Here is a 13,882-nt window from a genome sequence, read left to right as displayed (position 1 = left end):
TATCGCTCAAAGCAAGCATTATCAGGACTTTAGTCCTGACTACAAACTTGAAATTTATTGATGCCTAGATACTTAGCAAAATCTAATACTTCTTCTTGACTAGACTTGGGCAATTGGGACAATATTTCCAGTAGTTGCCTGTGAATAGTTGTTGGTTTTTCTGACATTGCCACATTTCCTAGATTAATAGATAGAGTATGTACTCAATTTTCTCATGCTTCAAGCTTTGCTTTCCCTGGAACTATCGAGTACAGCAAAACTAGCTAAAGGCAGATCGAGGAATAACCTAATTATTAATTTCCAACAAACCAGGCGGCGGCGTAATTTCAATGCGATTAGATTTCAAGTCTACAACTGGTGCGATCGCTTCTACAAATGGAATCAAAACAGTCTTTTGTCCTTTGTCATTTGTCATTTGTCCTTTGTCAGTGGTAAAAGATGGGTGTAATTTTACTTCTAACAAATCATTGCCAGCTGGGATGATGTCTACCACTGTACCCACGAGTTCGCCAGATGCTTGCATGAAGACTTCCAAGCCAATCAAATCGAGGACATGATATTCATCTTCGTTTAATTTGGGGCGATCGCTTGCTGGCACCATTAACTTACAACCGCGCAACGCCTCCGCGCGATCGCAATTTTCCACGCCAGCTAATTTGATTACATACAAGTTTTTATTACTGATATAACGTCCTGTTAATAATTCGATTGGTTGCGGTTGTGTGTCACCTGAACACAACAACCAACGTTTTCCCGGTACTTCAAATCTTTCGGGAAAGTCTGATACAGGATAAACCCGTAATTCTCCAGACAATCCTTGAGGGGCAACAATCTTACCAATTTCTAGCCAATTATCTAATTTGTCATTTGTCATTTGTCATTGGAGAAAAAATTCTTATAACTCTTGTACAGACGCGATTAATCGCGTCTCTACTCCTAACTCCTAACTTTCTCTAATCAGGCAGTCACAGCTGCACGCTGATAAGCTTCTTCGGCTACTTTTGCTAAACGTTGCATAGCAGTGGCTATCTCTTCATCGCTGCCTGTGAGGCTGATGCGGAAGCATTGGTGTTTGTGCGCCCACTCTTGCTCTAAACCGGGGAAGAAGGTACTTCCAGGGACAATAATCACACCTACTTGCTTAACTTGCTGGTAAAATTCCCAATCACTCATGGGTAAATCCTGTAACCACAACCAAGCAAAAATTGCTCCTTCACCGCGATGGAGATACCAAGGTAAATCCTTGGGCATCGCTTGTTCTAAGCTGTTTTCTAAAACGGCAAATTTGTTTTGATAAAAGGGACGGATAACAGTGTGAGAAATTTCCACTAAAGCACCAGAATTGATTGCATAAGCTGCGATCGCTTGGCCATAACGTGAAGAATGGAGGCTCATATTTGACTGAAAACACTCCAGCACTTCAATCGACTTTTCATCTCCAATGGCAATACCAATCCTTTCTCCTGGTAATCCGGCTTTCGATAAACTCATACAGTGGAGAATGTTATCACCAAACACTGGTGTCATTTCAGTAAAGTTTAATGCTGGAAAGGGAGGCGCATAAGCCGAGTCAATTAACACGGGTAGATTGTAAGGCGCAGCCAGGGCAGCAATCTTTTTCACCTCATCATCGCTGAGGACGTTACCAGTGGGATTACAGGGGCGAGAGAAGAGGATACAACCCGTATTTTCTGTAATCGTAAGTTGGCTGAAGTCAGGGCGATATTTAAATCGGTGGGCAGCTGCATCAATATCGAGAGTTGGTTTGTAAGCAGTTAAGGCTTTTGGAACTAAGCAAATGCCACCGTAACCTGTGTAGTCAGGGCTGAGGGGTAAAACGATTTGTTTTAACTCGCCGCTAGGGGTGTAGCCACCGAAGGTATTGGCAGCGTAGAAGTAGAGGGTTTGACTGCCGGGGGTGATGAGGATATTGCGATCGGTTAATTTTAACCCGTAGCGTTTGTTAAAGTCGTTGGCGATCGCTTCCACAAATGGTGCATAGCCCTGACTTGAACCGTAGCGGCAAACTACCTCACCATATTCTGGACTAGCCAAAAGCTGTGCAGTGCAATCCCGCCATAATTGTTCTACCTCTGGCAAAATCAACGGATTACCAGCACTCAAATTAATAAACTGCTGCCCTGCACCCGCTCGTAATGTTTCGATAATATCCTTCATGATTGCTCTGACGCCAGTCAGGTTGGACATTTGAGCGCCAATTTGAGTTAGGGCAGGGTTCATAAGCTGTAATAAAATATATTAATTGAGAGGTGGACAAATTATTTGGAGTTTGCTGCTGACATCCAGTTTACATCTTTGCCAAAACAGCTGTTGCCGCCTTTAACCAATCTAGCGAGAGAATGACATTTTAACAAAGGTAATAATATTTATCGTTATAGCCGCGATCGTGCTTAGTAAATACGATGAAGTAATACAAAAGTTTATCATGCGTTCAATGCCTGTGAGAAAACTAGGGAGTAAAGAAGAGAATAAATTACAGGGTACAAGGTACAGATTATTCCCTATCACCTGTCACCTCTTTCCTAATCCCAATGACAAATGACAAATAACCAATGACAAATGACAAAACTATACAGGAGCACTGACATTGGAAGTTAAAGCAGCAGTAGCTTACAGTGCAGGTAAGCCGTTGACGATTGAAACCGTTCAACTATCAGGGCCACAAGCCGGCGAAGTGTTAGTTGAAGTGAAAGCAAGTGGGGTTTGCCACACCGACGCTTTTACCTTATCTGGTGACGATCCCGAAGGTTTGTTTCCGGCTATTTTGGGACATGAAGGTGCTGGTGTGGTAGTGGAAGTAGGCGCTGGTGTTACCAGTCTCAAACCAGGCGATCGTGTGATTCCCCTCTATACTCCCGAATGTCGCCAATGCGAATATTGTTTGAGTTTCAAAACTAATCTCTGTCAAGCCATTCGCCTAACTCAAGGACGCGGTGTTATGCCCGATGGCACCAGTCGCTTTAGTATTGATGGGCAGATGATTCATCATTATATGGGTACATCAACTTTTGCTAACTATACAGTACTGCCAGAAATCGCCTTAGCAAAAATTCGTGAAGATGCCCCCTTTGATAAGGTTTGTTACATTGGCTGCGGTGTTACTACTGGTATTGGTGCAGTTATCAATACTGCCAAGGTGGAACCTGGAGCAAATGTTGTGGTTTTTGGTTTGGGTGGTATTGGCTTAAATGTCATCCAAGGGGCGCGGATGGTAGGGGCAAATATGATTGTCGGGGTAGATATTAATCCCAACAAACGCGCCTTGGCGGAAAAATTTGGTATGACACACTTTGTTAATCCTCAAGAAGTAGAGGGTGATTTAGTTCCCTATCTAGTTGATTTAACAAAAGGCGGTGCTGATTACAGCTTTGAATGTATTGGTAATGTCAAAATTATGCGTCAAGCATTAGAATGTTGCCACAAAGGTTGGGGTGTGAGCGTGATTATTGGTGTTGCTGGTGCTGGACAGGAAATCAGTACTCGTCCTTTTCAATTAGTAACTGGTCGCGTTTGGAAAGGTTCAGCATTCGGTGGCGCTAGAGGACGTACAGATGTGCCAAAAATTGTTGATTGGTATATGGAAGGTAAGATAAATATTGATGATTTAATTACCCATGTGATGCCCATTGAGCAAATTAATGATGCTTTTGAATTGATGCACAAAGGTGAATCAATTCGTAGTGTGGTGACTTTTTAGCTGTTAGAGGATGTTTGAAAAGGGTATTTTGCTCTCGTAGTTAGCACATTAAAGTATCTCAGTACATAGCTAAACCTTAAATTGGCTTTGCACTTAACCCAATACAGAGGGTTAGGTTTATGACTTAACTTAGATGCGTAGACTAAATAGTCCTGACAATTGGGCTGAACCAAAAAATGTAACTGTATTGTAACGGTGGCTTTAGCTACCGTTTTTTGTTGACGTTGCAAAAGTTTACATTTAGAATGGAATCGTCAAAACCCGATAAGTATTTATTCTTATTTATACTGAAAATTTGACATTTAATGAGTATATGTTCTTATCTTTGTCAAAAATTTAATCTTCTAGAGTTAAAGAATGTTTACAAAAATATTCATTCCTTAATATAATGAAATCAAAAGTGATAAGGCAAATTGATTGTCAGAATTAATGAATGCTATTGAATTTCCCTGGCTAACAGCCATAATCCTCTTACCCTTGGTGGCTACCTTAGCCATCCCCCTAATCCCAGACAAGGAAGGTAGAACTGTGCGGTGGTATGGTCTGGGAGTTGCGATCGCCGACTTTGCACTGATGATTTATGCCTTTTGGTATAAATACGACTTCCAGAGTTCAAGACTCCAACTTATAGAAAACTATCCTTGGATACCGCAGTTAGGTTTGCATTGGGCTGTGGGGGTTGATGGTTTATCGATGCCCTTAGTGCTTCTGACAGGCTTAATAAATACCCTCGCAATATTCGCGGCTTGGAAAGTTAACACCAAGCCGCGATTATTTTATGGTCTGATGTTAGCGATGTACAGCGCCCAGCTTGGCGTATTTGTTGCCCAAGATTTGCTGTTGTTCTTCCTGATGTGGGAAATCGAGTTAGTGCCAGTTTACCTGCTGATTTCCATTTGGGGAGGACAAAACCGCCGTTATGCCGCTACCAAATTCATTCTTTACACTGCTGCTGCATCAATATTTATCTTGATTGCCGGTTTTGCAATAGCATTCTCTGGAGATACCGTCACTTTCGATATGGCGACTCTAGGAATGAAAGAATACCCCAAAACCTTGGAATTGTTGGTTTATGCAGGTTTCTTAATTGCCTTCGGTGTGAAAATGCCGATTTTCCCTTTACACACTTGGCTACCTGATGCCCACGGTGAAGCATCAGCACCCGGTTCAATGATTTTGGCTGGTGTGTTGTTAAAAATGGGTGGTTATGCTCTTATCCGCTTCAATGTGGAAATGTTACCCAATGCCCATGTGACTTTTGCCCCAGTGTTAGCAGTTTTGGGTGTGGTTAACATTGTCTACGGTGCTTGCTGTGCCTTTGCTCAAACCAATCTCAAACGCCGCTTGGCTTACTCTTCAATTGCCCACATGGGGTTTGTGCTGATTGGGATTGCCTCTTATACAGAACTTGGTATCAGTGGTGCAGTATTACAGATGCTTTCCCACGGCTTGATTGCTGCTAGCTTGTTCTTCCTGTCTGGCGTGACTTACGATCGCACCCACACCTTGATGATGGATAAAATGGGCGGTATGGCTAAGGTAATGCCCAAAACCTTTGCTCTATTTACCATTGGTTCGATGGCTTCTCTCGCCTTACCCGGAATGAGTGGTTTTGTGGGTGAGTTGATGGTATTTCTGGGTATCGCCAGCAGTGATGTTTACAGTTCCAGCTTTAAAGTTGTAGTCGTGCTGTTGTCAGCAGTTGGCGTGATTTTGACACCGATTTATTTACTGTCAATGCTGCGTCAAGTGTTCTACGGCGAGCAAAATAAAGAGTTGCACTTGGATGCTGTAATCTCTGATGTTAAACCCCGCGAAATATTTATTACCGCTTGTTTGCTACTGCCAATCATCGGAATCGGGTTTTATCCCAAATTAGCAACGCAGACTTATGATGTCAAAGCAGTAGAATTAGTCGCCCATGCTCGTCAAGTTCTACCAGTTGTTGCTCATCAACAACCATCAAGCCTGTACTCGCGGATTTTCTCTGCACCAACATTGGCTACTTCTCAAGTTGAAAGTTCGATTAACATTTCTGAGTAAATTAACTTCCCATTCAGGGGTCTGCAAGTAAATTCTAAATATTAGGAGAATAAAGGGGTGGTTATGAAACCACCCCTAAAATTTTGGCATTATTGAGTTGAAAAAAATTTTTATACCAATTTGAAAAAAGAATACGACAAATAGATCATTTGTAGAGACGCGATGAATCGCGTCTTTACCCAAGTATGTGTTGCAATCATTAATTAAATTGGTATTAGGTAAGGGCAATTCATGTAGACGTATTAGCAAAGCGCCTAGAGCGTGAAGAGATTATAGTGAAAACAAGTGAAGTAGCCAAACAGCAATTATGACCACCAACTTACCTGTAGTCACAGAAATTATACCAATGGTCTTGCAATTGCAACCTGCGATCGCATTAACCGAAGATCAATTTTACGAGTTTTGTCAGTTAAACCCCGACTTTCGTATCGAACGTAATGCTGCTGGAGAATTAATGATTATGCCACCTACTGGTTCCGAAACCGATCAACATAACTTTGACATTATTGTTCAGTTGGGTATTTGGACAAAGCAAGATGGTACAGGTGTAGGTTTTGGTTCCAGTGGTGGGTTCACTTTGCCTAATGGTGCAGTGCGATCGCCCGATGCAGCATGGATAAAACGCGATCGCTGGGAAGCCATACCATTGGAACTGCGAAAAAAATTTGCACCAATTTGTCCTGAGTTTGTGATTGAATTGCGTTCTGAGAGCGACAACTTGCAAATTTTGCAAGACAAGATGCAAGAGTATATTGATAATGGCACACAACTTGGTTGGTTAATTGATAGAAAACAACGCCAAGTTTTTATTTATCGTCCTAATATTGCGGTTGAGAAATTAAATAACCCTAAGACACTTTATGGTGAATCGTTATTACCTGGGTTTGTTTTGGATTTAAATCAGATTTGGTAGGAAGTACAGCTAGTTTTACAGTACTGACAAAAACTGGCACAAGTACAATAACAGTCTTTAGCCCAAGGTTTTGTTAGTCCTTCAAGACGCAATAAATCGCGTCTCTGGATCTCATTGGCAAACTGTGATAGTTAACAACTGATATGGTCAGGATATCCCAGCAGACTCCAGTCTGAATCCTGACAAAATTTAAGTTTTAATAAGCACTATATTTCCTCACAAGTTCCTCACATTCTCTTTCATCAGATATTTAATATAAGGACAAACGACATATACATCTTTGTAGCTTTAATATTATTTTTATTGATATTCCAGTAAATTCCAATCTGAATACTGGCAAAATTTAAGTTTTAATAAGCACCGTATTCTCTCACAAGTTCCTCATATTCTTTTTGTAACTTCAGGATAGAGACACTTAACTATTGCATGAATTAGCGTGAGATACACCTTCTTGTGTTGGGGTATTTCGGCAAAAGCTTGACTGCCTCTTTTCTTAGCGAAGGTATTGAAGCTTAATTCTACTTTTGCATCTATAGGAGAGTTCTCTCATGGATTTTACAGAGAAAGTGCCATTTTTTAATCTCAAGACTTTAGGCTATTACAGGTGAGTCCTACGTAGGTGATGGTATACCTACACTAAGTTAATTCCTGCCACAGTTAAAAACGATTTAGTTTCTAAATAAAGTAAACCTTTTAGAGATTTATCCTGTACTAGTTAAATAGTTGGGGGAGATGCATTTTGACTGCATTTTCCATGAAAAAACAACTTTAACAACATAGGTACAATCAATATGAACTTTAAACAATTTGGTGTATTACTATCTCTATCTACAATTCTTGGAATGAATGCGATCGCGACCAAGGTTTTGGCTGACGAGCCTAGTATTACTTTTGGAGATGCACTCGGTTCTGGCGGATGTAGTGTTGCCGATCAGCTTCCTGGAGATGATGGTAGAAGCTTATCGATCATCTTGGATAACTTTAGTGCATTCAATGGTCAGCGTCAAAAATGTATTTTACGCGTTCAAACTTTTATTCCAAGTGGTTTCATCGTTCAAGATGTACAAGTACTGTATCAAGGAACTACTGATATTAATAGCAAGAGTAAAGGTACTAGCTTAAACAGAACTTATAGCTTTAGTGGTGGTGCTCTTGGTCAAGCTGTAGCTCCCCCTAAAACTAGCAAGTTTACATCTAGTAAGGCATTTGCGGAGCAAGATGAGATTACTGTTCTAGCTGCTACAGGTTTATGTAGTGGTGGTGGGCAAGGATTATTAGGTATTAATATGATTGCACAATCCTCAGCAGGAAGTTCTATTTTCGTTGATACAGCCGATCTCAATGCTGGGGATGTAAGGCTTTATTTTGACCTAAAGCGTTGCTAGTCCTCGCTTTTTGCTATTCTGCGCATAGATAGCGATCGCCGCACCAAATTCCATATTTAGTGGTCTTCAATGAGTGGTGAGTTTAAATCCCCCACTCATTGAATCTACCGAATGTATTCTTCTTTAAAATTACAAATTTCTGTTGATGGAGAGGAAGTTATGTTGAAATTAAGTGATGCACGTAATTTTTTCATATTAATGTGCTTGTTTTTTTTCTGTTATAATGCCAATTCATCTAGCACTGCTGTTGCAATAGATAACCAGCCAAACTTTTTGGTTAATCGGAGATGTAATATAAGTTTCGATCCGCAAATAAATCAGTTTACACTTGGCTCTCCTATAACTGTAAATGCACAATCGCCAAGGGCTAGATGTATCGTTAGAATTAATACTTCTAATACTCAAAAGCAATTTAGGCTCGTGCCTTTAGCTGTAAAAGGTGTAGTCAAAAACGCGCCAGCACAAATATCTATCTCATCATTTTTAATTGGCGATAAGCCAACTCCATATCAAATGATGTATGGAAGTGCGATGAATTTTGATTTGACTAATCAAATACCTCTAACTAACTATACAACTACAGGAAAAAGTGTTTTAGGCATTAATTTAGTATTAATGACGAACGGAGGAGAATTAGAGTTGACAGAGCTAAAGTTTGCACTTCAACAACAATAAAATGTGGTTTTAGCGCTCGCTTATTCAGGAAAAAGGTGAAGAACATTAAGATGTTGGGGTGGCGCGATCGCTATGTTGATTTATGCTAGCGATCGCCGTGATGGTTGTCTTCGCATCTGAAATAGGCTTGGGTTTATCTGAATTTTCGGATGCTGGGACTCCATAAAAGAATAGAAGTAATACAAGGACAAACGCCGCAAATGCCCCTGTAGCTTTAATATTAGTTTTACTCAAAGGTACGTGTGCTTCTAAACCAAGACTACCCGTCAATAAATAACCTGATATCCCAGCAAATGCAGCTGCTAAAAATCTAATTATTGCTAAAGTGCCACCTTCCATTGCTCGTGGGTTGAGTACAAGAACAATAAAGACCACTAAGACCGCCAGAGCCATAGCAAGGGCTATTCCACGTTCAGCAGGTGAAATTTGCGACGATGGTTTATGCACTTCTGGTTGAGAATTATCTTCCTGTTGAGATGGTTCTTTCATAAAATTATTCTCTTGCTTTGATGGCTGAATTACATTATTAATTGTTACAACGACATTTTCCTTTCTTGTCTCTGAGGAATTAGGTAGAAAATCGCTACTCATCTGTTGTTCTGCTTGAAGTAACTCCCTTCTGTCCATCACATCATCAATTAAGCCTAAAACATCTACCATTTGATAGCTTTTTTGACATTGAATACGTTCTTGTTTATCGGCTACAAACTGTCGCAGTATTTCAAATTGGTAAAAGTGTGGCTCTTGGCTATCTTTACAAGTGACACAATTACAGGGGATTAACTTGTTGTACTTCAGTCGCTTATACGACTCATGAATTTTATCGAGTTCATGTGTAACTATGGTCATCAAATCTCTTTTGTGACGACCTGAGACTCGAATCTTAATCTCCCGCTTGCCGTAATATTCAATCACCTCTATCTTCGTCTGGTCTTTGCTGAGAACAACGCCGCTTTTCCAGACACATTTTTGTTCATTTATCAACTCATGGATGGCAACTATGAACTGAGTGATGATCCCCTTGGGCATGAACTCGTAAGTGTAACGCAGAATCAGGTTGTTAGTTTCATCCCAGTTATAGGGGGGTTGATTAGCAGATAGCAATTGTGGAGCAATATACTTTCCTTGGCTTCTAGGAATTTCGTAGCACAGCTTGAAGTTGATCATCAGGCGCAAGAGTTCATCATGCATCGTGGCGTATTCGTCTTCACACCAGATGTTTGCCAAGTCAGACCGGGTGAAACTGCCCAGGTTGCGAATCACCCTTTCATTATCCAGCACTTTGTAAACTGCATCAGTTCCCCACTTGGGTTTGAGGATGACGGTTTTGTTCAAAAGTGGGTCTTCCTGGTAGTGCAAGCATACTCCCAAATCGTGCAGATAGCTGCTCAACTGCAACTTGTCATTTCTTTTGGTGAATCCATTTTGTTGGCAAATGTTCAGGTATTCATCCAAGTTGATGTAATTGTGTGCGTCACTTTCCAAAGCTTCCCGGACTCTAACCCAGGTTCTTGGGAGCGGACTGCCAATATGGGGTAGGGTTTCAACGTAATGCTTGATTTGTTCTAAAACTTGTTCTAAACCTCTATTGGTAGCAAGGTTTGTTGGTAAAGTCTCCTTCAAATTAGTAAACTGTCCCCGTAACTGGAGTTCATTAATTTCCCGGTGGCGGTTTTGCTTCTCATTTTTGATGATTAGCAGCGGACTGTTATCACTCAACAGTTCTACTACATTCAGCCAATAATAAAAATCTGTGTCTTCCTTGCGGGTATCTGCCACTAAAACGTAGAGGGAACGCTTGGTGAGGAAAAATTGGTGAGTCGCATGGTAAATCTCTTGCCCCCCAAAGTCCCAGATATTGACTCGAAATTCTCGTCCATTTTTCATTGGAAAACCCCACCGGAGCACCTCAATTCCCTTCGTAGTGTCTTCTTCTCGGAGTTGATAATTTTGGTCTTCAATTTTCTTGGCCAATGTTGTTTTCCCTACTCCTCCTTCACCGATAATTAGTAACTTTGCTTCATACAGATAATCTGTGCCTTCTGCTTTCAGTTGCCGGAAATAATCCTTAATCGCCTTAATACCTTTTGCAACAATTTCTGGTGGTGGCTTTTCGATGGGGTTGCCGCTTAAATCCAGGGATGTGAGTTGTTGTAGATCAGCGATCGCTTCTGGCAGTGTCGTTAATTGGTTGTGGCTTAAATCCAGAGTGGTGAGTTGTTGTAGATCAATGATCGCTTCTGGCAGTGTCGTTAATTGGTTGTGGCTTAAATCCAGGGATGTGAGTTGTTGTAGATCAACGATCGCTTCTGGCAGTGTCGTTAATTGGTTGTGGCTTAAATCCAGGGATGTGAGTTGTTGCAGATCAGCGATCGCTTCTGGCAGTGTCGTTAATTGGTTGTGGCTTAAATCCAGAGTGGTGAGTTGTTGCAGGTTGGCAATCGCTTCTGGCAATGTCGTTATTTTGTTGTGGCTTAAATTCAGGTAGGTGAGTTGTTGCAGGTCGGCGATTGCTTTTGGCAGTGTCGTTAATTGGTTGTCGTATAAATTCAGGGAAGTGAGTTGTTGCAGGTTGGCGATTGCTTCTGGCAGTGTCGTTAATTGGTTGTCGTATAAATTCAGGGAAGCGAGTTGTTGTAGATCAACGATCGCTTCTGGCAGTGTCGTTAATTGGTTGCCGCCTAAATACAGGTAGGTGAGTTGTTGCAGGTTGGCGATTGCTTCTGGCAGTGTCGTTAATTGGTTGTCGTATAAATTCAGGGAAGTGAGTTGTTGCAGGTTGGCGATTGCTTCTGGCAGTGTCGTTAATTTATTGCGGCTTAAATTCAAAACCTCCAACCACTTCAGTTCAAACACCTCAACAGGAATTTTGGTCAACAGTCCATGACTTAAATTTAATTGTTCAAACTGTTTCTGTTTCGCTTCTCGAATTTTTTCAAGGAAATGTTGAGGCGTGTTTGCCATATTGAGGTTCACCTGTCAATGAAAGTTATATGTAATGTCCCTGATTTGCTGTACAATCTCGCAACTATTAATATTTTGCATTAATTCCAACAACTGCCATAGGTTTATAACTTATGGCTGATAGCAAAAGTCTTCTCAAGAGGACTAAATTTTTTCCAGACTTAGGTTTTAGTCTACTTCAGTGGCTTTGGCTATTGGTTCCTGGAACTTCGAGTTTCAGGCGATCGCGCCTACTAATTGAGAATGCTGCAACATATCAAAGCAACCTACTATCCTGTGTAGCACTACATGAGCGCTAATGATTTTTACGGAATCTAAAAAGAATTTATCATTACCAATGGCTCAGATTTGCTTGTAAACGAGTCTTTAATACTCATTAATGGGGCTATGAACTCCGTTAATGAGTCTTTGATACTCGCCGATGAGTCTTTGATACTCGCAGACGAGTCTTTGATACTCGTGGACGAGTCTTTAATACTCGCGGACGAGTCTTTGATACTCGCCGATGAGTCTTTGATACTCGCCGATGAGTCTTTAATACTCGCGGATGAGTCTTTAATACTCGCGGACGAGTCTTTAATACTCGCCGATGAGTCTTTGATACTCGCGGACGAGTCTTTGATGGTTTTTTTACTTCTTTAGCTGTTTTTTACGCGACTTCTCCAGCTTGAAAAATCTGTTCAGCAGTTAAATTCAACTCTGGGAACGCTGGCGACTGAATGCGGTCATTTCCTCTAAATTGCCTAACCTGATACTCACCTTCGATTAGTTGGTAAATCGAGATAGTTGGTTGTTTAGGATTGCCAATAAAGCGCCTACCACCTAAACCTAAATAGTCTACGATCCAGTATTCAGGTATTCCAACTTCTTCTCTTCGAGACGCTGCGCGAACATATTTACCTGCTTTGGTAAAATAGTCGTCGCGCCAGTTGGTACTTACCACCTCAACTACTAAAGGAATTGATGCCGCTTGGCTTACAGTAGATTCTTTTTTCCACAGAGGTTCATTTACTAAATTAGAGTTATTCAACAACAGTACATCTGGTGAGTAAGCTGCTTCGCTCTGATTCGGTTTAATAAAAGCTGTTTTGGGGATGAAATAAGATAGTTTTAAACGTTTGTATTCTGTAACTATTTCCCCAACTAAAAATCCAACAATTTGTTCGTGTTCACCTGTGGGAGGAGCCATTTCGATAATTACTCCGTCATGCAGTTCATAGCGTCGTTGTGAGTTTTCTGGATACCAAGCGATAAATTCATCAAATGTTACTTGTTTGCGTAAGGTTTGAGTCATATTTTCCTCTTGCTTTAAAGTCAGATAAAAATTTCAACCTTAGCCACCTAAGAGGTTGTTTGAAAAGTGGTTGACCGTGATTTTAATCACCCCCCTTAATCCCCCCTTGTAAAGGGGGGAAACCAAAAAATCCAGTTCCCTCCCCTTGTAAAGGGGAGGGTTAGGGTGGGGTAAAAAATATTTGATAAATCAATCATGACTTTTCAAACATCCTCTAAATTACGCAACTTCTCCAGCTTGAAAAATCTGTTCAGCAGTTAAATTCAACTCTGGGAACGCTGGCGACTGAATGCGCTCATTTCCTCTAAATTGCCTAACCTGATACTCACCTTCAATCAATTGGTAAATCGAGATAGTTGGTTGTTTAGGATTGCCAATAAACCGCCTACCACCTAAACCTAGATAGTCTACAATCCAATATTCAGGAATACCCAAAGATTCGTAATCTTCTAGCTTCAAAGCATAATCATCACTCCAGTTGGTTGAAACAACTTCTACAACCAACTTGACTGAACTACCCCGCGTAATGATAGATTCTTTTTTCCAACGAGGTTCATCCATAACAGCTTGTCTATCAAGAACGATTACATCTGGTTCATAACCTGAATCAGTGTTAACTGACTTGATGACGCATTTAGGGATAAAACAAGGAATAGACAAACGAGTGATTTCAATAAACAAAGAACCATTGATGAACCCAGCTATCTCTGAGTGTTTCCCTGTTGGCTTCGGCATTTCAACAATTACCCCATCATGTAGTTCATAATGCCTGTCTGAATCGGGATACCAGGCGATAAATTCATCAAATGTTACTTGTCTGGCTAAGGCTTGAGTCATACTTTGCCCTCTTTATGTCAAATTTGACCCCTCTCCAAACCTCTCCCCGACAC

13 protein-coding genes are annotated in these 13,882 nt (G+C 40.9%); 7 read left to right on the top strand and 6 right to left on the bottom strand.

The genetic code is table 11. From position 1 onward, the window contains the following. Window positions 1–29 precede the first annotated feature (29 nt). The 3 genes from NSTCB13_RS13135 to NSTCB13_RS13125 all read right to left on the bottom strand — a co-directional run bounded on the left by NSTCB13_RS13135 (window position 30) and on the right by NSTCB13_RS13125 (window position 2,241). Window positions 30–167: a hypothetical protein gene (locus NSTCB13_RS13135; protein WP_448265111.1), complete on the bottom strand. Its 138-nt coding sequence runs from the start codon at window positions 165–167 to the stop codon at window positions 30–32. Between the two features lie 119 nt (window positions 168–286). Next, window positions 287–874 carry a ribosome maturation factor RimM gene (gene rimM / locus NSTCB13_RS13130; RefSeq protein WP_448272633.1) on the bottom strand — a complete coding sequence of 196 codons (588 nt, stop codon included), beginning with the start codon at window positions 872–874 and terminating at the stop codon, window positions 287–289. An 83-nt stretch (window positions 875–957) separates the two neighbouring features. Beyond that, complete coding sequence (locus NSTCB13_RS13125; protein WP_448272632.1) at window positions 958–2,241, bottom strand: valine--pyruvate transaminase; 1,284 nt, start codon at window positions 2,239–2,241, stop codon at window positions 958–960. Window positions 2,242–2,608: 367 nt separating this feature from the next. Between NSTCB13_RS13125 and NSTCB13_RS13120 the strand changes: the two genes are divergently transcribed. The 5 genes from NSTCB13_RS13120 (at window position 2,609) to NSTCB13_RS13100 (ending at window position 8,734) form a co-directional block, all read left to right on the top strand. After that, window positions 2,609–3,718, top strand: a complete 1,110-nt coding sequence (locus tag NSTCB13_RS13120) for an S-(hydroxymethyl)glutathione dehydrogenase/class III alcohol dehydrogenase (protein WP_322670380.1) — start codon at window positions 2,609–2,611, stop codon at window positions 3,716–3,718. Window positions 3,719–4,147: 429 nt separating this feature from the next. After that, on the top strand, window positions 4,148–5,761 hold the full coding sequence (locus tag NSTCB13_RS13115) for an NAD(P)H-quinone oxidoreductase subunit 4 (protein ID WP_445628170.1): 1,614 nt from the start codon (window positions 4,148–4,150) through the stop codon (window positions 5,759–5,761). 307 nt (window positions 5,762–6,068) lie between these two features. Then, window positions 6,069–6,674, top strand: coding sequence for a Uma2 family endonuclease (locus NSTCB13_RS13110; protein ID WP_448272631.1), 606 nt, complete (start codon window positions 6,069–6,071; stop codon window positions 6,672–6,674). 791 nt (window positions 6,675–7,465) lie between these two features. After that, complete coding sequence (locus NSTCB13_RS13105) at window positions 7,466–8,059, top strand: DUF4360 domain-containing protein (protein ID WP_448272630.1); 594 nt, start codon at window positions 7,466–7,468, stop codon at window positions 8,057–8,059. Window positions 8,060–8,170: 111 nt separating this feature from the next. Next, complete coding sequence (locus NSTCB13_RS13100; protein ID WP_448272629.1) at window positions 8,171–8,734, top strand: hypothetical protein; 564 nt, start codon at window positions 8,171–8,173, stop codon at window positions 8,732–8,734. Window positions 8,735–8,779: 45 nt separating this feature from the next. On the opposite strand, the gene NSTCB13_RS13095 is transcribed toward NSTCB13_RS13100, so the two are convergent. Beyond that, window positions 8,780–11,698, bottom strand: coding sequence for a COR domain-containing protein (locus tag NSTCB13_RS13095; RefSeq protein WP_448272628.1), 2,919 nt, complete (start codon window positions 11,696–11,698; stop codon window positions 8,780–8,782). A 113-nt stretch (window positions 11,699–11,811) separates the two neighbouring features. Between NSTCB13_RS13095 and NSTCB13_RS13090 the strand changes: the two genes are divergently transcribed. Beyond that, a complete protein-coding gene (locus tag NSTCB13_RS13090) occupies window positions 11,812–11,997 on the top strand; it encodes a hypothetical protein (protein WP_448272627.1) in 186 nt (61 codons plus the stop codon). Between the two features lie 88 nt (window positions 11,998–12,085). Next, entirely contained in the window at window positions 12,086–12,340 is a 255-nt protein-coding gene (locus tag NSTCB13_RS13085; protein WP_448272626.1) for a hypothetical protein, read from the top strand. 7 nt (window positions 12,341–12,347) lie between these two features. Here NSTCB13_RS13085 and NSTCB13_RS13080 read toward each other — a convergent pair whose 3' ends face one another. Further along, a complete protein-coding gene (locus tag NSTCB13_RS13080) occupies window positions 12,348–12,992 on the bottom strand; it encodes a Uma2 family endonuclease (protein WP_448272625.1) in 645 nt (214 codons plus the stop codon). A 219-nt stretch (window positions 12,993–13,211) separates the two neighbouring features. Beyond that, window positions 13,212–13,829, bottom strand: a complete 618-nt coding sequence (locus tag NSTCB13_RS13075) for a Uma2 family endonuclease (protein WP_448272624.1) — start codon at window positions 13,827–13,829, stop codon at window positions 13,212–13,214. Window positions 13,830–13,882 lie beyond the last annotated feature (53 nt).

The organism is Nostoc sp. DSM 114160 (assembly GCF_053470305.1).
This window is presented reverse-complemented; position numbering and strand designations above follow the sequence as displayed.